This is a genomic window from Tenacibaculum sp. 190130A14a (assembly GCF_964048965.1).
Lineage (GTDB): Bacteria > Bacteroidota > Bacteroidia > Flavobacteriales > Flavobacteriaceae > Polaribacter > Polaribacter polynesiense.
The window spans coordinates 917,006-940,436 of record NZ_OZ040189.1 but is presented as its reverse complement, the minus strand read 5'-3'; the positions used below and the strand labels follow the sequence as shown (position 1 = coordinate 940,436).

Genomic DNA, 23,431 nt, shown 5'->3' with positions numbered 1-23,431 from the left:
AACTAGTACCTACCAGTTTGTTTTATTTTATAGAATTTATATATTTGTTTCATGAGTATAATTCAGATACAGGAAAAAGCAGGGATACCGAAATACAAACAGATTGTTTCTTCTATAGAAAATGCCATTACTTTTAAGAGAGTTAAAAAAGGAGACAAGCTACCATCTATAAACAGCATTAAAAACAAACACAAGCTTTCAAGAGACACTGTGTTACTAGCCTATAATGAGTTAAAAACAAGAGGCATTATACAGTCAATTCCAGGAAAAGGGTACTATGTAAACAGTGAGAGCGTACATATAACTCAAAAGGTTTTTTTACTTTTTGATGAATTAAACACCTTTAAAGAAGACTTATATAAATCATTTATTAAAAATTTAGGAGAAAACATTGAGGTAGACATCTTCTTTCATCATTTCAATTATGATGTTTTTAAAAAGTTAATTTTTGACAATATTGGCAATTATCATACGTATATAATTATGCCAGCCAAGTTAAAGGGTATTGCTCACATCATTGAAAACCTTCCAGATGACAAAGTATACTTGTTAGACCAGACTAATGACGAATTGAAAAAGTACCCTGCTATATACCAGCCCTTTGAAAAAGATATTTTCTATGGTTTGCTCAGTGGAATTGATTTAATAAAAAAATACGATCGTTTAATTTTCTTATTTCAAGAAGACAAACAGCCAGATGGGTTATTAATAGGTTTTGCTAAGTTTTGCAAAATGAACCGTGTCAATGGGATAAGCATTGATTCTTTGGATAGTTTCACTATTGAAAAAGGAGATGCTTTTATTATTCCAGATGATCGTAACCTAATACGAATTATAAAGAAAGTAAAAGAACTTCGATTTCAAATTGCCAAGGATATTGGGATAATTTCCTACAACGATACATTATTGAAAGAAATTGTAGAAAATGGAATTACTACTATATCCACTGACTTTAAAGCTATGGGAAAAAAATTGGCTAGTATGATTCTTAATAATGAAAAAGAAAAGATTGAAAACGAAAACAGATTAATAATTAGAAATTCCATTTAAAGAATTGCAAACAATAAAACACATACATAAAGATTCTCCCATAATCCATATGCAAAAAGGAAATTCTAAAGCTGTAATTTCCCTAAAAAATGGTGGAAGTATATCACATTTAACTCTTAACAATAAAATTATTATTAAGGATTTTTCTGACAAGGTAGACTATCACCTTTCTTATGCTTCTGCCATTCTTTTTCCTTTTGCAAATCGAATTTTAAATGGTGAATATGAATTCCAAAATAAGAAACACCAATTAAAACAAAATACCCATGGAAATAATGCCATACACGGTTTGCTATTCAACAAAACATTTGAAGTTCTTGAAAGCACTCAAAACACCAACTATGTTGCTACTACCTTATCATATACGCAAACCATAAAAGAGAACGGCTTTCCTTTTTTATTTACTGTTAACCTTACCTATGTTTTGTTTGAAAACGAATTGAGCTTAAAGGTCACTATTACCAATATAGATGCAAATCCTTTCCCTTTTACTATTGGATGGCACCCATATTTTTATGCAAATAATAGAGGTACCAGTATTTTAAAGTTAAATACTGAAAAAGAAATTATTCATAACAACAAAATGATTCCTGTTAAAATGGAAGACAGTAAACTTCCAAAAAGTTTTCAAGTTTCTAATCAACAATTAGATAACTGTTATCTACTAAAAGACGATTATGTAATTTACAAAACAGAAGACTACACCATGAAGTTAAGTTCTTCTTTTGACAAAAACTTTATTCAAATATACACTCCTGAAATAGATAACCATATTGCTATCGAACCTATTACTGGCCCATCGAATAGCTTTAATAACAATGTTGGATTAAAAATCCTATCTCCAAAAGACACTTTTAATATTCAATGGACCATTCAACTACAAGATGAATAAAATTATACCAACCATATCGGCAATACTCCTCATTATTGGATGTACAAGCAAATCAACTGTAAAAAACAATGCTTCATACAAACATCTATTCAAGAACACCAATCTTCTTGATTACACAATTACACCTCAAAAAAAGTTTGACAAAAATGGATTAATGTATTCTGACCAAGGTGCTTGGTTCGCATATGCTTTTCCTAGTTCCATTAACAACATTGGGTTTTCAGGGCCTTTTTTAATGACTCAGCAAAATGGAGTTTGGAGCAGTGAAAATTTAGCAATGTTAAAAGTAAAAGATCAGCAATGGACACAACACACAACTACTAGTTATAATAGTCATTTAGAACAAATATATAATTCTAAAAATCTACAGCTCACACAAAAACTTGTATTCAGTTCTGGACATACTGCATTTATCCAATCTGAAATCAAAAACATTTCAAGAGAAGATGTTTCTGTTGACTATTATTGGGAAAACAAACCTCTTTTAGCTGATGATTTAACTCTTTCTTCTTCAGAAAAAGAGATAAAAATCACTTCAAAAAAATCTAATGCGATTGGATATTTAAAATTTCCTAATAATATCATAAGTTGTAACAATAATCTCTACCAAACAGATTCTAAACAGATAAATTTAGCTCCAAACGAATCTAAAACTGTCACTATTTCTCAAACTTTTATCTTCCCTGAATATTCATGGAAAGAAGAGTTACAACAAATAACTAATACTAACTTTGAAGAATTAATCACTTTTAGACAAAATGAAAAAGAATCTCAATTAGCTGATTTAATTGGCAACAGAAAACCTCTATTTAACGATTCCATATACGCTCAAGTACTAGCAAAAGCGCATCTTACTTTACAAAATAATTGGCGTATTCCTGCTGGAGAAATAAAACATGAAGGGTTATTTCCTAGCTATCATTATGTATGGTTTAATGGCTTTTGGTCTTGGGACTCTTGGAAACACAGCGTAGGTTTAGCGTATTACAATACAGATTTGGCTCAAAAGCAAATTAAACTAATGTTTGATTTTCAAAATGAAGATGGTTTTGTAGCTGATTGTGTATATAGAGATACTTCTATTGAAGCACATAATTATAGAGATACTAAACCACCACTTGCCGCTTGGTCAGTAGTTAAAGTCTTTGAAAAAAGCAAAGACACCGCATTTGTAAAATACATGTATCCTAAGTTGAAAAAGTACCATCAATGGTGGTATTCCAAAAGAGATCATGATCAAGATGGACTCTGTGAATATGGCTCTACTGATGGTAGTTTGGTTGCTGCCAAATGGGAAAGTGGTATGGATAATGCTATTCGATTTGACAATTCTAAAATTTTAAAAAATAGTGAGGGCGCCTATTCTTTAAACCAAGAAAGCGTAGACCTCAACGCATATCTCTATGCTGAAAAACATTTTTTAGCAGCATTAGCGCAAACTCTTAATAAAACAGAGGATGTAAAACACTATAAAAATGAAGCTCAAATACTAAAAGACAAAGTTCAAAAACAGTTTTATGATGAAAATGATGGTTGGTTTTATGACACCAATATAGAAGGAACGGATTTTATAAAAGGGGAAGGTAGTGAAGGATGGACTGCTCTTTGGGCAAATGCGGCTAGTTCTGAACAAGCTGAAGCCGTAAAAAACAACATGATGAATCCTTCTAAGTTTTTTACCAAAGTACCTTTTCAAACTATGAGTGCTGATCATAAAAAATTTGATCCTTTAAAAGGTTATTGGAGAGGTCCGAATTGGTTAGATCAAGCATATTTTGGTATTAAAGGATTACGTAATTACGGTTTTAATTCTGAAGCTGACAAAGCTACCATTCAGGTTTTAAAAGGAGCTGAAGGTGTTTTAGAAAAAGGACCTGCTATTAGAGAAAATTATCATCCTTTAACAGGGAAAGGATTGCACGCACATAATTTTAGTTGGAGCGCTGCACACATAATAATGATGTTACAAAACAATTAGTAGAACTATGCACATAAGAAAGTCAACCACAAATGATTTACAAAAGCTAATGGAGATATTTCATTACGCCCAACGATTTTTAGCATCTTTAAACATCGATCAATGGCAAGATGGCTATCCAAATGAGGCACAAATACTTAATGACATACAAAATAAGGAAAGCTACGTGGTAGAAAACAATGAAGATGAAATTATTGCTACTTATATGCTTACCACTTCCAATGAACCAACATATAATAAAATAAATGGAAATTGGATTACAAGTACTGATGCTGTTTATGGAGTAATTCACCGTATAGCCGTTGGAGAAAACTGTACTCAAAAAGGAATGGGAACAACTTTAATTAGTTATTGCGAAGAGCAATTAAAACAGCAAAACATAGAATCAATGCGTATTGATACCCACCCTGATAATTTAGGAATGCAACACATTCTTAAAAAACTTAAGTATACCTATTGCGGTATTATCAAAGTAAGAAATGGAGCCACTAGATTGGCTTTTGAAAAACTACTATAGACTTATTTTCATGAACTACAACACCATAAAAATAACTACTACCCAAGCAGAAGCTATACTTTTAAAATTATTCAACATTAAAGGAGCTGCTAAAGAACTACCTGGAGAATTAGATTTTAATTTTAGAATTAAAGTTGAAGGGAATTACCAGTACATTTTAAAAGTATCTCGACCTGAAGAAAACGAGGGGTATTTAGATTTTCAGCAAAAACTATTACAGTTTATTGAGCAGAAAAACGAAACATCGGTGAGTCCTAAGGTTATTAAAGATCTTGAAGGAAATAGTATCTCTGAAATTATAGACAATCATGGTCGCAAACGAAAAGTACGTTTGTTAACTTGGGTTTCTGGAAGAGTATGGAGCAGTGTGAATCCACAGCTAGACGATTTGCGTTTTAGTTTAGGAACACAATGTGGATTATTAACCCAAGCACTGCAAGGATTTGACCACAAAGAAGCGCATCGTACTTTTGAATGGGATGTCGCACAAGCTTTATGGACATCAGAACATTTACACTTATTTTCTTCTGAAGAAAAAGATATTCTAGCATATTTTCAGCAACAATTTAAAAGTGTTCAAAAAGAATACACTTCACTGAGAAAAGCAGTAGTTCATAATGATGCTAACGATAATAATGTTATTGTTTCTAATGATTTGTTATCTCCTAAGGTTGAAGCCGCTATAGATTATGGAGACGCCATTCATACTCAAATAATTAATGACGTTGCCATTACTTGTGCCTATGCTATTATGCATCATAACAATCCTCTGGAAGCGTCATTACCAATTATAAAAGGATATCACACCACCTTCCCTCTACTAGAAGAGGAATTACAATATTTATATATTTCTATTGCCATGCGCTTGGTCATTTCTGTGACCAAATCTGCCATAAACAAACAAAAGGAACCTGATAACAAATACCTTCTAATCTCTGAAAAACCAGCGTGGGAAGTATTAAAAAAATGGTATACCATAGATGCGGACTTTGCGTATTTTTCATTTAGAAAAGCTTGTAAATACACTCCTCATCCACAACAAAAAAACTTTGAAACTTGGGCATCTAATCAATCGTTTACTTTAGAGGATTTATTTCCCTCTATTCAGAAAAAAGAAGTTACTCCACTCGATCTAAGTGTAGAAAGCTCATGGCTTGGACACTCTTCCGATTTCAACAATCTTGATGTTTTCCAATTCAAAATAAACCAACTTCAAAAAGAACATCCTTCTAAAATTATTGCTGGCGGTTATGATGAAATTCGTCCGTTATATATCTCATCAGAATATGATCGTATTGGAAATTCAGGGAGAGAAAACAGAACGGTTCATTTAGGTGTCGATTTTTGGCTACCTGCACATACTCCTGTTCATGCTTTTATGGATGGAGAAATTGCGGTGGTTACTGACAATAATAAATTCAAAGAATATGGGGGACTAATTATATTAAAACATCAAACAACTCATTTTGAGTTCTATTCTTTATACGGACACCTTACTTTAGAAAGTCTAGAAAACAAAAAAGTCGGTGATTTTGTTTCAAAGGGAACTCAAATAGGAAATTTAGGAACACCAGAAGAGAATGGAAGTTGGGCTTCTCATTTACATTTTCAACTGCATTTTTCTATGCTCAATTTTAAAAATGATTTTCCAGGAGTAGCTTATTATTCAGAAAAAGAAGTTTGGAAAAGTTTATGTCCGAATCCGAATCTACTTTTCAAAACGAATGGATTAAATACTTCAAACACTTCCAACAACACAGAACTTATTGATTACCGAAAACAACATTTAGGAAAAAGCCTAAGTCTTCAATACAAAATCCCAATCAAAATGGTTCGAGGAGAGGGCGTGTATTTGATCGATCAATATGGTAACAAATATTTAGATACTGTAAACAATGTAGCACATGTAGGACATGAACATTCGACTGTAGTAAAAGCAGGTCAGCAACAAATGAGTTTGTTAAATACCAATTCAAGGTATTTACACGAAAACATCAATCAACTTGCTAAAGAACTATTAGAAACCCTCCCTCCTGAACTTAATGTATTACACTTTGTAAACTCTGGTAGTGAAGCCAATGAACTAGCTATTCGAATGGTAAAAGCACATACCAAACAACGTGATATAATAGCTTCTGAAGTTGGTTATCACGGAAACTCAAATATGTGTATTGATATTTCTTCTTATAAATTTGACGGTAAAGGAGGTACCGGAGCACCAGAACACACACATATCTTTCCACTTCCTGACATCTTTAGAGGAAAATATACGGAAGAAGATGCCGCAGACAAATACGCTGACGAGGTACATAAACTCATCGAAAACATTCAACAGAAAGGAAGAAATGTTGGCGGAATGATTTTAGAACCTATTATTTCTTGTGGTGGACAGGTAGAACTACCAGAAGGATTTTTGCCAAAAGTATACAAACATATACGAAACGCCGGTGGAGTTTGTATCTCTGATGAAGTTCAAGTGGGCTGTGGACGTGTAGGTAAACATTTCTGGGGATTTCAGTTGTACAATGTAATTCCTGATATTGTAACTATAGGAAAACCTTTAGGAAATGGCCACCCATTAGCAGCTGTAGCCTGCACTCAAGAAGTTGCCAACTCTTTTGCTAATGGTATGGAGTATTTTAACACCTTTGGTGGCAACCCTGTTTCTTGTGCTATTGGTACAGCAGTAATACAAACCGTAAAAAGAGAAAAACTTCAAGAAAATGCACTTCATGTAGGAGAATTTCTAAAAACCCAGCTTCAACAATTAGCTAGTAAGTTTCCAATTATTGGAGATGTACGTGGTCAAGGACTTTTCTTAGGATTTGAATTGGTTGACAAAAACAAAAATCCACTTACACAACAAGCTTCTTACTTAGCTAACAGAATGAAAGACCATAAAATTCTGATGAGTACAGACGGAAAGGACAACAATGTTTTAAAAATAAAACCTCCAATCGTATTCTCAAAAACCAATGCAGAGGAATTAATACAATATCTAACCAATATTTTTAACGAAGACTATATGCTTAATTATGAAATCTAAGGCTCTCTATATACTGCTATCCTTTCTTATTCTAAGTTGTCAAAATCAACCTTTAGAAAAAGTAAGTGAGCAAAAAAACCACTTTAACCATCAAGTGTTTGAAGAAAACAAACTTCCTCCACGAACTTCTTTTTTTGCTTTTGAAACAGATGATATTTCAAAAAAAGAAAATTCCAATCGATTCTTAAACTTAAACGGAGAATGGAAATTTAATTGGGTAAAAGACCCTAAACAACGTCCTACTACATTTCATAACATACATTTTGATGACTCTCAATGGACTACCATTCCGGTTCCTGCAAATTGGGAAGTTGAAGGTTTTGGAAAACCTATTTATTTAGACGAGCGCTATCCATTTACTACACAATGGCCAGAAGCTCCGAAAGATTACAATCCTGTAGGCACTTATCGAAAACAATTCTCCATAACAAAAGAGTTCTTATCTCAAGACATTGTCTTGCATTTTGCTGGAGCCAAATCGGCGATGTATGTATATATCAACGGGCAATATGTTGGATATTCACAAGGAAGTAAAACTCCTGCAGAATTTAACATCACCTCATATTTGAAAGAAGGATCAAACCTTATCGCTCTACAAATGTTCCGTTGGTCGGATGCTAGTTATGTTGAAAGCCAAGATATGCTGCGCATGAGTGGTATTGAAAGAGACGTATATCTATATAGTAGACCTAAGGTTTATATTTCAGATTATCATGCAAAAACTACGTTGGATGACTCTTATGCCAATGGAGTTTTAAACGGAACGATATCAATTACAAATGATACGTCAAAAGAGGTTACTCAAAAACTTGATGTTTCTTTAGAAAATGAAACCATAGCTTCTGAAAACATTCGTATTCCAGCCAATACAACTATTGAATTCAATACAAATAAAACAATAGAGAATGTAAAAGCATGGTCAGCAGAAGTTCCTAATTTGTATCAACTCAACATTTCCTTAAACAACAACCAATTTATTAAAAAGAATATCGGTTTTAAACGAGTAGAAATTAAAAATGCACAAGTACTTATCAACGGAAAAGCCATTTATTTTAAAGGAGTAGACCGACATGAAACCGATCCACACACAGGACATGTAGTTTCGAAAGAATCGATGCTAAAAGATATTTTGCTAATGAAGCAAAATAACATCAACGCCGTTCGTTCTTCACATTACCCTAACGATCCTTATTGGTTAGATTTATGCGACACTTATGGTTTATATGTTATTGATGAAGCCAATATAGAAAGTCATCCCTTAGCTATTTCAGAAGAAACACAAATAGGAAATGAAATGAGTTGGTTACCTGCTCATATGGCGCGTACCAAACGAATGTACTATAGAGATCGTAACCATCCTTCAATTTACTCTTGGTCTTTAGGAAATGAAGCCGGGGAAGGAAATGTATTTAGAGCTACTTATAAATGGTTAAAAGAACAAGACGATAATCGCATTGTTCAATATGAACCCGCTGGAAAGGAAGACTACACAGACATTTACTGTCCGATGTATCCAAAACCTGAATATTTAATCAACCATGGAAAATCTGATTCCGATAAACCTTCGGTAATGATTGAATACTGCCATGCCATGGGAAATTCTGTAGGAAACCTACAAGATTATTGGAATATCATAGAAAAGTACCCAAACCTTCAAGGGGGTTATATTTGGGATTGGGTGGATCAAAGTTTAGAGTACAAAGATGAAAACGGAAAGCCTTACTTAGCTTATGGGCACGATTATCATCCAGACTTACCAACAGATGGTAATTTTTTAAACAACGGATTAGTAGACCCGTATAGAAATCCACACCCACATTTATCAGAAGTAAAAAAAGTATACGAACCTGCACATTTTGAATATTTGGGCAATGGTAAAATTAAACTTACCAACAAGAACTTTTTTACTGACTTCTCTGATAAAACTATTAGTTGGAAACTTTTAGAAGATGGAAATCCCACCATAAAAGCTTCAGGAATCCGAATTAATGTGGCACCTCAACAAAGTTTTACTTGGCAATTAGAAAAATTGCCTCAAAAATTTGATCCTACCAAAGAATATATGCTACAAATCAGTTTACATCAAAAAGAAGAAAAAAACGGACTTCCAGAGGGTCATGAAGTTGCTTGGGATGAATTTATACTTCAAAAAGGACAATCAAACACTCCAAGCATATCTTCAAAAGAAAAACTAAAAATTACTAAAACGGATAAATTCTTTCAAATAAAAAATAATAAAACCGATCTTAATGTTGATGCTATAACTGGAGAAGTCATTTCATGGAAACATAAAGGAGAGGTTGTTACAAACCATCCTATTAAACCTAATTTTTGGCGTCCTCCTACAGATAATGATTTAGGAAATGGAATGGACAAATGGGCAAAAATTTGGCAAAACGCTTCTTATAACAACGATCCTAAACTAGTAAAAACCCCCGTTGTTACCAACTCAGGAGTTTTTTATGGAGTAGAATACGATTTACCGGAAAATATCGGAAGAATAAAAATAGTTTATATCATTGGACATGATGGTACACTTCATATTGACTACGGTTTCGCTACATTAAAAGATAAACTTCCTAACATTCCTCGATTAGGAATGTACCTAACCTTACCAAATACTTTCAGCGAAGTGTCTTGGTACGGAAAAGGTCCTGAAGAGTCTTATTGGGATAGAAAAACCGGACAAAAAACAGGAATCTACACTGGCAAAATTCAAGAACAATTTCATAGATATTCTCGTCCACAAGAAACAGGAAACAAAACAAATATTCGTTGGGCAGAACTATCTTCTAACACATTAAAATTAAAAGTTACGGGAAACCAATTATTGAATAGTAGTGCATGGCCATTTCATATGAAAGAACTTGACTTTACGAGTGATGAAGCTGGAAAATCAGCATCAGGATTAGTTCCTGTGACTAAAAAACATGGTGCAGATATTAAAATTGGAAATACCATACAATGGAATATTGATTATCTACAAATGGGCGTTGGTGGCGATACTTCTTGGGGACGTTTAGTACATCCAGAGTATACCATTCCTGCTAACAAAAGATATACATATTCATTTACAATTCACCCTAAAAAAATATAATCATGCAGTTTATTACATTTTTAGCTTTTACCCTACTCGTTGCCATTATTTCCTATGTAAAAAGCAAAAACACCAATGAAAAAACCTCTGATGGTTACTTCTTAGGAGGACGTAGTTTAACAGGATGGGTTATTGCAGGTTCTTTACTCCTTACCAATTTATCTACAGAGCAAATTGTCGGATTAAATGGAGCCGCTTTTAAAGAAGGAATCTTAGTAATGGCTTGGGAAACCTTAGCTGCTATTGCTATGGTGGTTACAGCAGTTGTATTGTTACCCAAATATTTAAAAGAAGGAATTACTACCGTGCCTCAATTTTTAGAAACTAGATATGATAAAATGACCAAAACTATTACTTCTGGTTTATTCCTATCGGGTTACGTAATTGTATTGTTACCAATTGTGTTATACACAGGGGCTTTGGCTCTCAACAGTATGTTTAATATCCCTACTATATTAGGAGTTAGTAAAACAACTGCACTATGGATTACCGTTTGGGGAATTGGAATTATTGGATCGATTTATGCAATTTTTGGTGGATTAAAAGCTGTCGCTATTTCTGACACTATTAATGCCATTGGTTTATTAATAGGTGGATTATTAATTCCTATTTTCGGATTATTATTGGTTGGTGATGGAAGTTTAACCACAGGAATTTCTACTTTAATGGAAAAAGCTCCTGAAAAATTCAATGTTATTGGAGATAGTCAGTCTTCCATTCCGTTCGGGACTATTTTTACAGGAATGATGTTGGTACAGTTGTTTTATTGGGGAACCAATCAAGCAATCATTCAAAGAGCTTTGGGAGCCAAAAACCTAGAAGAAGGGCAAAAAGGATTGATTTATGCCGCCTTTATTAAAATATTAGGTCCTCTAATTGTGGTATTACCTGGAATTATTGCTTTCTATCTTTTTGGAACCTCTTTGGAAAATCCAGATGAAGCCTATCCAGAATTGGTGAAGAAAGTACTACCAGTAGAACTTGTAGGTTTCTTTGCCGCTGTGTTATTTGGAGCCATATTATCTTCTTTTAATTCAGCTTTAAACTCTTCAGTTACTTTATTTGGTTTAGACATTTACAAATCACATTTTAATAAAGAAGCAAGCGAACAACAAGTGGTAAAAGCAGGTAAAACCTTTGGAGTATTCTTAGCGATACTTGCCATGTTTGTCGCTCCTTTACTAATGTATGCAGGTAGTATTTTCAGCTATTTACAAGAAGCTAACGGAATTTATTCTATTCCAATTTTAACCATTATTATTGTTGGATATTTTACCAAGTACGTTCCTGCAATTGCTGCTAAAATCGGAATCATATCAGGATCTATACTATATATTATTAGTCAGTTTATCTTAAAACCTTTGGTTTTTGGAGAAGAAAACTATCCGCATTTCTTACATGTAATGGCTATTTTATTTGTATTAAACGCTTTGATTATGTTAATAATAGGAAAGTTACACCCAAGAAAAGAAGCATTTGCTTTACCTTACACCAAACAGGTAAACATTACCCCTTGGAAATATGTTACAATAACCGGAGTTATTATTTGTGTCATCGTAATTTTTTCATACATCTATTTCTCATAAATAATGAACCTAACAATTAAGGAACATATCAAGAATAAATTCATCGCTGATTTTAAAAATGAGCCATTATTAATATTCTCTCCTGGACGTATTAATTTAATCGGAGAACATACCGATTACAATCAAGGTTTTGTGTTTCCTGCTGCTATTAGCAAAGGAATCTATGCTGCTATTTCCAAAACCAACGATTATGTATCAACAGTTTATGCCTTAGATGCTGGAGAAAGCTTTCAAATTCAATTAGACAATGTTTCTCCCACACTTGAAAGCAGTTGGAAAAATTATGTTTTAGGAGTAGTTGGTGAAATCCAAAAAACAGGCAAACAGCTTTCCAATTTCAATATTATTTTTAGTGGAGATATTCCAAGTGGAGCAGGATTATCTTCTTCAGCAGCACTAGAAAATGCTATTACTTTTGGTTTAAATGAATTGTTTAATTTAAACTTTACCAAAAAAGAAATGATATATATTTCTCAAAAAGCGGAGCATAATTTTGTTGGGGTACAATGCGGAATCATGGATCAATTTGCTTCCATGTTTGGTAAAGAAAACAAAGCACTTCTATTGGATTGCGTAAATTTAAATTATAAAGAATTCCCAATTCAATTAAGCGATGTAGAAATCGTACTTATCAATTCAAATGTAAAACATTCTCTAGCTGAAAGTGCCTATAACGAAAGACGCTCCACCTGTGAACATATTGCTTCTTTACTCAAAGTAAACTCTTTAAGGGAAGTTTCTTGGAAACAATTAGAAAATATAAAAGAATACGTTTCTCCAGGAGACTACAAAAAAGCACAATATGTTATTGAAGAAAACCAACGTGTTCTATTAGCTAGCGAAGCTTTAGAAACAGGTGACATTCAAACACTAGGGAATTTGTTATATGAAACACACCAAGGGCTATCTAACCAATACCAGGTCAGTTGTAAAGAGCTAGATTTCTTAGTTGAAAAAACCAAAGAATCTTCAGCTGTTATAGGAGCTAGAATGATGGGTGGTGGTTTTGGAGGTTGTACACTCAACCTTATAAGATCTTCGGAGAAAAACGATTTTATAAAAACTATTCAACAACAATACAAATTAAAATTCAACAAACAATGTTCTGTTTATGAGGTTACAACAGCCAACGGAACGCAAATTATATAACATATGAGAACATTCATTTTTATAGCAACTGTTTTACTTTTCTTTTCATGTCAACAATCAATCAGTCAATCATCTGAAGAAATCGACAAAAAAGAAATTCTAGCTATTATGAAAGCACAAGAAAAAGCTTGGTCTAATCATGATTTGGAAGGTTTTATGGAAGGATATTGGAAAAGTGACTCTTTAAAATTTTACGGAAGTAGTGGTATTACATATGGTTGGAATAAAACTTTAGCCAATTATAAAAAAGGGTACCCAACAAAAGAACATAGCGGAACCCTAAACTTTAAAATTAATGACATTAGCAAAATAAATGAAGGAGCCTATTTTGTCATGGGAGAATATCATTTAACCCGTTCTGTTGGAAATGCTAATGGTGTATTTATGATCATCTTTAAAAAAATTAAAGGTACATGGAAAATTATTGCTGATACCTCTTGTTAACTATGAATACTAACCTTAGTAATTATTCACATAAAAGATACAATATACTCACAGGAGAGTGGGTACTAGTATCACCACATAGAGCCAAAAGGCCCTGGCAAGGACAAGAAGAAACAGTTGTCGTTAAAAAAAAACATCGCTATGATGAAAACTGCTATTTATGTGCAGGAAACAGTAGAGCTAATGGAGAAAATAATCCAAATTATAAAGACACCTTTGTCTTTACAAATGATTTTGCTGCATTGCAAAACAACAGTCCCGATTTTACCTTTGAGGAAGGATTGTTAAAAGCAACCTCAGAAAAAGGTATTTGTAAGGTGATTTGTTTTAGTGCAGATCATTCCAAAACTTTAGCTGATATGTCTATTTCAGAAATCACTAAAGTAGTTCATACATGGTGTCATGAGTTCTCTGAATTAGCTCAAAATGATTTTATCAATTACATTCAAATATTTGAAAACAAGGGAGCGGTAATGGGCTGTAGCAACCCCCATCCACATGGACAAATTTGGGCACAATCTAGCATTCCAAACGAAGTTTTAAAGAAAGATTTACAGCAAAAAGAGTATTTTTTCTCACATAAAAACTCCTTATTGGAAGATTATGTACAACAAGAAATTTTAAAAAAAGAACGTATCCTATTTGAAAATAAACATTTCGTTGCACTAGTTCCTTTTTGGGCAGTATGGCCATACGAAACAATTATAATTCCAAAAAAAAGACAGCAAAATATCTCTGAGCTTAACGAATTGGAATCTCAATCTTTTGCAGAAACTATTTCAAAAGTAACCAAAGCATACGATTGTATTTTTAACTGTTCATTCCCCTACTCTAGCGGTATTCATCAAGCTCCAGTGAATGATAAAAACAATGAACATTGGCACTGGCACATGAGTTTTTACCCTCCATTATTAAGAAGTGCAACGGTAAAAAAATTTATGGTGGGCTATGAAATGTTTGGTATGCCACAACGGGATATCACGGCAGAAATTGCTGCAAATCAACTACGAAGTTTTATCAATTAATGTTACTTTTAAAAAGAAGTTTTATTTTTTTGAATAAAAATTTGGTTTAATAAAAATTATTTCTAAGATTTGTTCCGTACAAAAACAAGAAGATAAGTTATGTTACAAAATGTATGGCAAGGTTTCTATTTTTACTTTTACTATTTTAGTAAGAGGAGAGACTTTATACCATATTTTTAAATAGCATAAAAAATATAAACAATATAAAGTCTCGATAGTATCGAGGCTTTTTTTTTACGCCAAAATGAAAAAAATAGCCATTCAAGGAATACAAGGAAGCAACCACCATATTGTGGCAAACAACTACTATGACAGCAACATTCAAATAGATGAATGCTTGTCTTTTGATAGTTTGGTTGATAGTTTACTTTCAGATAAAAGTGAACAAGGAATTATGGCCATAGAAAATACGATCGCCGGTTCTATAATTCCGAATTATGCATTAATAGACAAAAACAACCTTCATATTTCAGGAGAGTATTATTTGCCTATTCACCATCACTTAATGGCATTACCAAATCAAACCATAGAAGACTTAAAAGAAGTTTGTTCGCACCCAATGGCATTGTTACAATGTAAAGAGTTTTTCAAACAACACAAGCATATTAAATTAGTTGAAGATGTTGATACCTCTGCTGTTGCTGAGAGAATTGCCAAAAACAATCTAAAAGGAGTAGCAGCTATCGCACCAAAAATGGCTGCAGACATCTTTAATCTTGAAGTAATTGAAGACGAGATTCAAACGATTAAAAACAATGCTACTCGCTTTGTTATTTTACAAACACAACCTCCAAAAAACGGAAAAAGTGAGATTAACAAAGCTTCTTTAAAATTTGAATTAGATCATAAAAGAGGAAGCTTAGCTGCAATTTTAAATATGATGAGCGATTGTAAGTTAAATCTCACTAAAATTCAATCATTACCGAAAATCGAAACTCCTTGGAAGTACGCTTTTTTCGTTGATGTAACTTTTAATAAATATGAAGATTATGCCAAAGCAAAATCTATTATTGAAATTATGGCAGAAGATTTTAAAGTATTAGGTGAATACAAAAACGGAAGAATATGATACAGTTTGCTAACCGTTTAAATACAGTACAGGAGTACTATTTTTCAAAGAAACTAAAAGAAGTACGTCAATTAATTTCAGAAGGGAAACCTATTATTAATTTAGGGATTGGAAGTCCAGATTTACAACCTCCACAACCCGTTATTAAGGCAATACAAGATAGTTTATTTGAAGAAGGAGCACACAAATACCAAAGCTACCAAGGACTACCTGAATTTAGAAACGCTGTATCTAAATTCTACCAAGAAAAATATCAGGTTTCGATAAATCCAGAAAACGAAGTACTTCCTCTCATGGGAAGTAAAGAAGGAATTATGCATATTTCTTTAGCCTTGTTAAATGAAGGAGATGAAGTATTAATTCCAAATCCTGGATATCCAACCTATAGTTCGGTAACCAATTTAATTGGAGCCAAATCGGTATACTATGAGTTAGATGCATTAAATCAATGGCAACCCAATTTTGAAGAATTAGCACAACGAGATTTAAGTAAAGTGAAATTAATGTGGGTAAACTATCCACATATGCCTACTGGTACAAAAGCTTTAAAAGATACCTATGAGCAATTAATAGCTTTTGGTAAAAAACATAAAATTATTATTGTAAATGATAATCCATATAGTTTTATCCTCAACAATGAACCTAAAAGTATTTTACAGGTAGATGGTGCTAAAGACATTGCTTTAGAATTAAACTCATTGAGTAAGTCATTTAACATGGCGGGTTGGAGAGTTGGTAAACTCATTGGAAATCCAACATTTTTAAATGAAGTACTCAAGGTAAAAACGCAAATGGATTCTGGAATGTTTTACGGAATTCAAAAAGGAGCCATAAAAGCGTTAGAATTAGAAAATGACTGGTTTGAAACTCAAAACAAAATTTACGAAGCACGTCAACAACTAGTTTTTGAACTAGCTGAAAGGTTAGAATGTAGTTTCGACAGAAATACCTCAGGAATGTTTGTTTGGGCAAAACTTCAAAATGAAAAAAAATCAGAAGAAATGATTAACGACTTATTATACAACAAACATCTTTTTGTAGCACCAGGAACCGTTTTTGGAACGCAAGGAGAAGGATATATTCGTTTTTCACTATGTGTATCTGAAGAAAAAATTAAAGAAGCAATTAGTAGAGTGTAATGAATGTATTTATAATTGGATTAGGATTAATTGGAGGGAGTATGGCTTTAGATATTCAACGAGAATATAAAGGCACTACTGTATATGGTATAGATATTAATGAAGACCACATTAAGGAAGCTATTGAAGCGGAAATCATTCAAGAAAAAGCTATTTTTTCTGATTTGAATAATGCTGATATTGTAATTGTTTCAATCCCTGTAGATGTTTCATTAACAGTCATACCAAAAGTTTTAGATGAAATATCAGATAACTGTTTAGTTATAGATGTTGGATCTACGAAAGAACAGATTTGTGATATTATTAAAGAGCATCCAAACAGAAGAAATTTTTTAGCAACACATCCTATTGCGGGAACAGAGTTTTCTGGACCTTCTGCTGCACTTCATAATTTATTTAACGGAAAAACAAATATTATTTGTGAAGTAGAAAAAACAGCTTTTAAGCTACAAGAAAAAGCCTTGGCTATTTTTTCTAAACTAGGAATGCGCATTCGTTATATGGATCCAAAATCTCATGATAAACACATTGCATATGTTTCGCATTTATCACATATAAGTTCTTTTATGCTAGGAAAAACAGTCATCGAAAAGGAGAAAAACGAACGTGATATTTTCGACATGGCAGGAAGTGGTTTTGCCTCTACCGTACGTCTAGCAAAAAGTTCACCAGCTATGTGGGCTCCTATTTTTGAACAAAACAAAAACAATGTAATAGAAACATTAGAAGAATATATTCAAAACCTACAATACTTTAAAACACTATTAGAACAAGACAAATTTTCGGCTATTTATGCTGAAATGGAAAACACAAATCATATAAAACAAATATTAAACGGAATTAAAGAAGTCGAACTTCGCTAAAGGAATATCAAAATGGAGAATAAAAAAGAATTAAGAACATGGTTAGATGATTTCAAACTAAATCATCCACTAGTAATTGCAGGACCTTGCAGTGCAGAAACTGAAGAACAAGTATTAAAAATAGCACACGAATTAAAAGATACGGATGCAACGGTACTTAGAGCTGGTATCTGGAAACCACGTACCAGACCAGGGAATTTTGAAGGAGTTGGTGCTTTAGGATTAAAATGGTTACAACGCGCCAAGCAAGAAACAGGTATGTTAACGGCAACAGAAGTAGCGAATAAAGATCATGTAAAATTAGCTTTAGAGCATGACATTGATATTTTATGGATCGGAGCTAGAACAACGGTTAGCCCATTTATCATTCAAGAGATTGCCGATGCTTTAAATGGAACTGATAAAATTGTATTGGTAAAAAATCCAGTAAACCCAGATTTACCTTTATGGTTAGGAGCTATTGAACGTTTATATACTGCAAACATTAAGAAGTTAGGAGTTATTCACAGAGGTTTCTCAACCTATGAAAAAACAAGATATAGAAACAACCCTGAATGGCAAATTCCTATTGAATTACAAAATCGTTTTCCTGATTTACCATTAATTTGTGATCCATCACATATTGCAGGACGACGAGATATTATCTTTGATATTTGTCAAACAGCTCTTGACTTAAACTTTGATGGATTAATGGTAGAAACTCACTACGATCCAGACAATGCTTGGAGTGATGCAAAACAACAAATCACACCAAAAACATTGATTCAAATGATGGTCGACTTAAAAGTTCGTAAAGAAACAGACACTGAAGCAGCATATAGAAATGCTTTAAATACTTTACGTACTCAAATAGATGTTGTAGATCATCAATTAATAGATTTATTAGGTAAGCGAATGAAGATTGCCGATAACATTGGGCAGCTGAAAAAAGAGAAAAACGTAGCTATCTTACAAACTAGACGTTGGAATGAAATTCTAGGAAAAATGATTCTAGAAGGAGATGAAAGAGGCTTAAGCGAAGAGTTTGTTCTAAGAATGTTTAAAGCTATTCACCAAGAGAGTATCAATCACCAAGAAAAAATTATTAACGAATAATAAATATTAAACCTTACATTCTTACCAAAAAAAAAGGACGTTTAAGTATTTCTTAAACGTCCTTTAACTTTATATTCAAATAAACTTATTGCTTCAATCTTTTGAAAATAAAACGAGTAATAAAAATTCCATTTTTATCACCTTTACCTCCGTAACTTTCAACTCCACTGTTTACAAACGCAAGATCCCATCCGTTTGCTACCATGTCATTAATTTTTGAAGTAATCACAGCATCATTAGCTACGATATTTTGAAAACGAATACCTCCAAGGTTAAAGAAGTTTAACAATTTAGTTTCGTCAAAGTTTTTAACTCTGATTTCAGAACGATCAGATTTGTTTCTTTTGTCTTTTTTCTTGTCATCTGAACGTGTAGAAGTAAATTTCTTATAATCTCTATCTTCGTTACTAGAAATTAATCGCGATCTACCTAAACCACTTGGAATGATTGACTCTACACTTGTAATAACCTTGTACTCATATTGTTGAGCACTAACAGACATTGCTACCATAGCAATAAGAATAAATAATATTCTTTTCATAGTATTAAAATTTTAAAAATTAGTTGCGAATATACTTGTTTTATCTTTACAAAAAAATTGTACTTTTCTACTTTCCAACCAAACTAACCATTTATGAAGCCAATTCACACTATTGATGATGTCATAGAAATACTACAAGACATTATTGAAGAATCTATGCTCACCGAAAGTCCGCTAGGTTACTTTGCAGCACTATATCAAAAAGTAACTATAAAAGTAAAGGAAGGTATTCAAAACAACTTTTTTGATGATGGTAAAAGAATGGAAAAACTAGATATCATTTTTGCTAAAAGATATATTGATGCCTATTATCATTATAAACAAAACAAAACTATTTCTTCTTCCTGGGAAAAAGCATTCGGTATTTCTACCAACTATTGGTACATCGTTCTTCAACATTTACTCGTTGGTATGAACGCACATATCAATTTAGATTTAGGAATTGCTGCTGCTGAAGTTTCAAAAAATCAAAATATCAATCATTTAAAAAATGACTTTGATAAAATAAATGAGATACTCTCTTCCTTAGTTACTGAAGTAGAAGATAATTTAGCACAGATATGGCCCTTTCTGAGAAAAATTTTAAAATGGTCAAGAAAGGTTGATAACTTTTTGGTTGATTTTAGTATGGAATTAGCAAGAGAGGGTGCCTGGAAATTTGCTGTAGAACTAGCTAATACTCCAGACGAAAATAAAAATCAAGCAATACTTAACAGAGATCAAAAAGTTGCCAACAAAGCAAACATTATTATATCTCCAGGATTTATTCCTCAAGTAATTTTTATGATTATTAGAGTTTCTGAAAAAGGCAGTATTACCCAAAAAATTAAAGATCTAACTGCATAAATCAGGTTAAAACATTCAATTTTTATTCTCATCTTTGCTATATGACAGGAACGGTTTATAAATCTACAGGAAGTTGGTATTGGGTGAAATCTGAAAACACCTTATACAAGTGTAGGATTAAAGGAAAATTTAGAATAAAAGGGATTAAAAGTACCAATCCCATAGCCGTTGGAGATATTGTAGATTTTTCTTTAGAAACAAATAACAATGAAGAAACAGGAGTAATTAATAAAATTCACGAACGCAATAATTACATTGTACGTAAATCGGTTAATCTGTCTAAACAAACCCATATTATTGCTGCTAATATTGATCAAGTTTTTTTATTAATAACAATTGACAATCCTCCAACTTTTACAACGTTTATTGATCGTTTTCTTGTAACAGCAGAGGCTTATTCTATTAAAACCGTTTTAGTTTTTAACAAAATAGATGCTTACGAGATTGAACAAAAAGCGGAAATTTTGTATTTAAAAGATATTTACGAAGCCATTGGGTATGACTGTATCGAAGTTTCTGCTACCGAAAATATCAATGTAGATAAAATTAAGGACTTAATGACAGACAAAGTAAGTATGTTTTCAGGACATTCAGGTGTAGGAAAAACAACTCTTTTAAATACTATTGAACCCTCTCTTAATTTAAAAACCAAAGAAATTTCTGAACAACATAAGCAAGGCCAGCATACAACTACTTTTGCTGAAATGTTTGATTTAAGCTTTGATGCACAAATCATAGATACTCCAGGTATAAAAGGTTTTGGAGTAGTAGATATGGACAAAGATGAGTTAGGAGATTATTTTCCAGAATTTTTTGCATTAAAACAACACTGTAAATTTAACAACTGTATTCATGTAAATGAACCAAGTTGTGCAGTAAAAGAAGCCTTAGAAACAGAAGAAATTTCATGGTCTCGCTACAAAAGCTATCTTCAAATAATGGAAGGAGAAGAAGAACATTACAGAACAGATATCTGGGAATAGCATCATAAATTAACATAAATGAAAACAGTTATTCAACGAGTTTCACAAGCCAGTGTAACTATTGAAGGGGAAAAAGTTGCTAATATTAATAACGGACTCTTAGTTTTAGTTGGAATTATAAACGAAGACACACAAGAAGATATACAATGGTTAACCAAAAAAATTGTAAATCTTCGAATATTCAATGATACTAATGGTGTAATGAACACCTCTGTAAAAGATATAGACGGTGATATTATTGTGGTGAGTCAATTTACCTTACAAGCCTCTACAAAAAAAGGGAACAGACCAAGTTATATTAAAGCGGCTAAACCAGACATAGCGATTCCTTTGTATGAAAGTTTTATCACACATATTGAAAACGAACTTGGTAAAAAAGTTCAAACAGGTAGATTTGGTGCCGATATGAAAGTTGAATTGTTGAACGACGGGCCTGTTACCATTCTTATAGATTCTAAAGATAAAGTATAAGAAATCGTTAAGGTTTGTTTAAAATAACTTCCAAGGAAAATAATTTTATTTATATTTGTTCCAAATAATTATTAAAAACTGAAAAAATGAAACAATCAATTTTAGCAATCGCTTTCTTAGCATTAACTGCGGTTTCTTGTAAGACTGAAAAAAATAAGGCAGAAACTGGAGAAGAAGTAAAAGAAGTTAAAAAAGTAGAAAACGTTATCAACTCATATAAAGCAAACGTAAGCGAATCAGCTGTAGCTTGGAAAGGAAATAAGCCAACTGGATCTCATAATGGAGTAGTTTCTTTACAAAGCGGTGTTTTCGATATTGAAAATGGAACTTTAAAAGCGGGTGAGTTTACTATTGATATGAACTCTATTTCTTGTACAGATTTAGAAGCTGGTAAAGGTAAAGAAGATTTAGAAGGACACTTAAAATCTGCTGACTTCTTTGATGTTGCTAAGTTCCCAACTGCGAAATTTGTGGTAGCTAGTACTGAAGAAAAAGATGGTAAATTACATTTAACAGGAAATCTTACTGTAAGAGATGTAACTAAAAGTATTACTTTCCCTGTAACAATTACAGAGAATGGTGAAGAAGCTACTTTAAAGAGTGATACTTTTAGTATTGATAGAACTGAATTTGGTGTAACTTACAAATCAAAAAAGATTGATGCTGCATTAAAAGATAAATTTATCAATGACTTAATGGAAATGTCTTTTGAAATTAAAGCTAAGAAGTAATTTTAAAAATTATCCAATTATAAAAAAAGAGGGTTCAAGTTTGAACCCTCTTTTTTTGTATCTAATCTACAAATTCTTCAACTGCGAACAATTCTTTAAAATGATGCAATATTTTTCCTTTAACCTCCTCTTCATTTATTTCTTTTCCTAGTTCGGCATGCATCGAAGTAACAGCTTTCCCTCGAATTCCACAAGGAATAATATTATCAAAATATCCTAAATTAACATTTACATTTAAAGCAAACCCATGCATTGTAACCCAACGACTAGCTCTAATCCCCATTGCGCAAATTTTACGAGCAAATGGTGTACCTACATCCAACCATACACCGGTTTCTCCTTCACTGCGCTCTCCTTTTAAACCATATTCTCCAATCGTTAGAATAATTGCTTCTTCCAACAATCTTAAATATTTATGAATATCGGTGAAAAAATTTTCCAAGTCTAAAATTGGATATCCAACAATTTGCCCTGGGCCATGATAAGTAATATCCCCTCCTCTATTAATTTTATAAAAGGTAGCTCCTTTTTCCTCTAACTGTTTTTCGTTTAACAGTAAATTCTCCATATCACCCGATTTTCCAAGGGTATACACATGCGGATGCTCAACAAATAAAAAATGGTTTGGTGTAACAATTTCACCATTCCCATTTCTTCTTTCTTTCTTTAATTGAATGATATTATCTAACAAATCAGTTTGATAATCCCAGGTTTCTTTATAATCTTTTTGTCCTAGATCACTGATTCTTATTTTTTTATTCATAAATTTATCCACTATTATAAGCCCCAAAGGTAGGGAAAAATAGCTTTTAACTGTTTACCCTATACTAATCAAAATTCTAAACATGATTAAAAAATTTACACTTTTAATTCTATTTGTATTTTCGTGTACATTTAGTAGTTTTTCTC

At 32.5% G+C, this 23,431-nt stretch carries 20 protein-coding genes; 18 read left to right on the top strand and 2 right to left on the bottom strand.

What is annotated here, in order from left to right; translation table 11 throughout:
• The first annotated feature begins 51 nt into the window (after positions 1-51).
• From ABNT22_RS04515 to ABNT22_RS04450, 14 genes are all read left to right on the top strand, one after another.
• Entirely contained in the window at positions 52-1,050 is a 999-nt protein-coding gene (locus ABNT22_RS04515; protein ID WP_348714506.1) for a GntR family transcriptional regulator, read from the top strand.
• Positions 1,051-1,099: 49 nt separating this feature from the next.
• The gene (locus ABNT22_RS04510; protein ID WP_348714503.1) at positions 1,100-1,942 is read left to right on the top strand and encodes an aldose 1-epimerase; all 843 of its coding nucleotides are present in this window, start codon (positions 1,100-1,102) and stop codon (positions 1,940-1,942) included.
• Positions 1,935-3,920 carry an MGH1-like glycoside hydrolase domain-containing protein gene (locus ABNT22_RS04505; RefSeq protein ID WP_348714501.1) on the top strand — a complete coding sequence of 662 codons (1,986 nt, stop codon included), beginning with the start codon at positions 1,935-1,937 and terminating at the stop codon, positions 3,918-3,920. Before ABNT22_RS04510 ends, ABNT22_RS04505 begins: the two co-directional genes overlap by 8 nt.
• A gap of 49 nt (positions 3,921-3,969) precedes the next feature.
• Complete coding sequence (locus ABNT22_RS04500) at positions 3,970-4,437, top strand: GNAT family N-acetyltransferase (RefSeq protein ID WP_348727226.1); 468 nt, start codon at positions 3,970-3,972, stop codon at positions 4,435-4,437.
• Positions 4,400-7,483 (top strand): aminotransferase class III-fold pyridoxal phosphate-dependent enzyme, encoded by a 3,084-nt coding sequence (locus tag ABNT22_RS04495; RefSeq protein WP_348714496.1) that lies wholly within the window; start codon positions 4,400-4,402, stop codon positions 7,481-7,483. The genes ABNT22_RS04500 and ABNT22_RS04495 overlap by 38 nt, the downstream gene beginning before the upstream one ends.
• Positions 7,473-10,580, top strand: coding sequence for a glycoside hydrolase family 2 TIM barrel-domain containing protein (locus ABNT22_RS04490; protein ID WP_348714494.1), 3,108 nt, complete (start codon positions 7,473-7,475; stop codon positions 10,578-10,580). The genes ABNT22_RS04495 and ABNT22_RS04490 overlap by 11 nt, the downstream gene beginning before the upstream one ends.
• 2 nt (positions 10,581-10,582) lie before the next feature.
• Positions 10,583-12,166, top strand: coding sequence for a solute:sodium symporter family transporter (locus ABNT22_RS04485; RefSeq protein ID WP_348714491.1), 1,584 nt, complete (start codon positions 10,583-10,585; stop codon positions 12,164-12,166).
• 3 nt (positions 12,167-12,169) lie between these two features.
• Positions 12,170-13,315: a galactokinase gene (locus ABNT22_RS04480; RefSeq protein WP_348714490.1), complete on the top strand. Its 1,146-nt coding sequence runs from the start codon at positions 12,170-12,172 to the stop codon at positions 13,313-13,315.
• A gap of 3 nt (positions 13,316-13,318) precedes the next feature.
• Positions 13,319-13,759, top strand: coding sequence for a nuclear transport factor 2 family protein (locus ABNT22_RS04475; protein ID WP_348714488.1), 441 nt, complete (start codon positions 13,319-13,321; stop codon positions 13,757-13,759).
• A 2-nt stretch (positions 13,760-13,761) separates the two neighbouring features.
• A complete protein-coding gene (locus tag ABNT22_RS04470; RefSeq protein ID WP_348714486.1) occupies positions 13,762-14,784 on the top strand; it encodes a UDP-glucose--hexose-1-phosphate uridylyltransferase in 1,023 nt (340 codons plus the stop codon).
• Positions 14,785-15,028: 244 nt separating this feature from the next.
• Positions 15,029-15,853: a prephenate dehydratase gene (locus ABNT22_RS04465; protein WP_348714484.1), complete on the top strand. Its 825-nt coding sequence runs from the start codon at positions 15,029-15,031 to the stop codon at positions 15,851-15,853.
• A complete protein-coding gene (locus ABNT22_RS04460; RefSeq protein WP_348714481.1) occupies positions 15,850-16,992 on the top strand; it encodes a pyridoxal phosphate-dependent aminotransferase in 1,143 nt (380 codons plus the stop codon). The genes ABNT22_RS04465 and ABNT22_RS04460 overlap by 4 nt, the downstream gene beginning before the upstream one ends.
• Positions 16,992-17,855 (top strand): prephenate dehydrogenase, encoded by an 864-nt coding sequence (locus ABNT22_RS04455; protein ID WP_348714478.1) that lies wholly within the window; start codon positions 16,992-16,994, stop codon positions 17,853-17,855. Before ABNT22_RS04460 ends, ABNT22_RS04455 begins: the two co-directional genes overlap by 1 nt.
• Positions 17,856-17,867: 12 nt before the next feature.
• Complete coding sequence (locus ABNT22_RS04450; protein ID WP_348714477.1) at positions 17,868-18,950, top strand: bifunctional 3-deoxy-7-phosphoheptulonate synthase/chorismate mutase type II; 1,083 nt, start codon at positions 17,868-17,870, stop codon at positions 18,948-18,950.
• Positions 18,951-19,035: 85 nt separating this feature from the next.
• On the opposite strand, the gene ABNT22_RS04445 is transcribed toward ABNT22_RS04450, so the two are convergent.
• The gene (locus tag ABNT22_RS04445) at positions 19,036-19,491 is read right to left on the bottom strand and encodes a hypothetical protein (RefSeq protein ID WP_348714474.1); all 456 of its coding nucleotides are present in this window, start codon (positions 19,489-19,491) and stop codon (positions 19,036-19,038) included.
• 93 nt (positions 19,492-19,584) lie between these two features.
• On the opposite strand from ABNT22_RS04445, the gene ABNT22_RS04440 reads away from it, so the two are divergent.
• The 4 genes from ABNT22_RS04440 to ABNT22_RS04425 all read left to right on the top strand — a co-directional run bounded on the left by ABNT22_RS04440 (position 19,585) and on the right by ABNT22_RS04425 (position 22,522).
• Positions 19,585-20,337 carry a DUF5995 family protein gene (locus ABNT22_RS04440; protein ID WP_348714471.1) on the top strand — a complete coding sequence of 251 codons (753 nt, stop codon included), beginning with the start codon at positions 19,585-19,587 and terminating at the stop codon, positions 20,335-20,337.
• 41 nt (positions 20,338-20,378) lie between these two features.
• A complete protein-coding gene (rsgA, locus tag ABNT22_RS04435; RefSeq protein WP_348714469.1) occupies positions 20,379-21,320 on the top strand; it encodes a ribosome small subunit-dependent GTPase A in 942 nt (313 codons plus the stop codon).
• A gap of 18 nt (positions 21,321-21,338) precedes the next feature.
• A complete protein-coding gene (gene dtd, locus ABNT22_RS04430) occupies positions 21,339-21,791 on the top strand; it encodes a D-aminoacyl-tRNA deacylase (RefSeq protein ID WP_348714468.1) in 453 nt (150 codons plus the stop codon).
• An 86-nt stretch (positions 21,792-21,877) separates the two neighbouring features.
• On the top strand, positions 21,878-22,522 hold the full coding sequence (locus ABNT22_RS04425) for a YceI family protein (RefSeq protein WP_348714466.1): 645 nt from the start codon (positions 21,878-21,880) through the stop codon (positions 22,520-22,522).
• A gap of 61 nt (positions 22,523-22,583) precedes the next feature.
• On the opposite strand, the gene lipB is transcribed toward ABNT22_RS04425, so the two are convergent.
• The gene (lipB, locus tag ABNT22_RS04420; RefSeq protein WP_348714464.1) at positions 22,584-23,285 is read right to left on the bottom strand and encodes a lipoyl(octanoyl) transferase LipB; all 702 of its coding nucleotides are present in this window, start codon (positions 23,283-23,285) and stop codon (positions 22,584-22,586) included.
• Positions 23,286-23,431 lie beyond the last annotated feature (146 nt).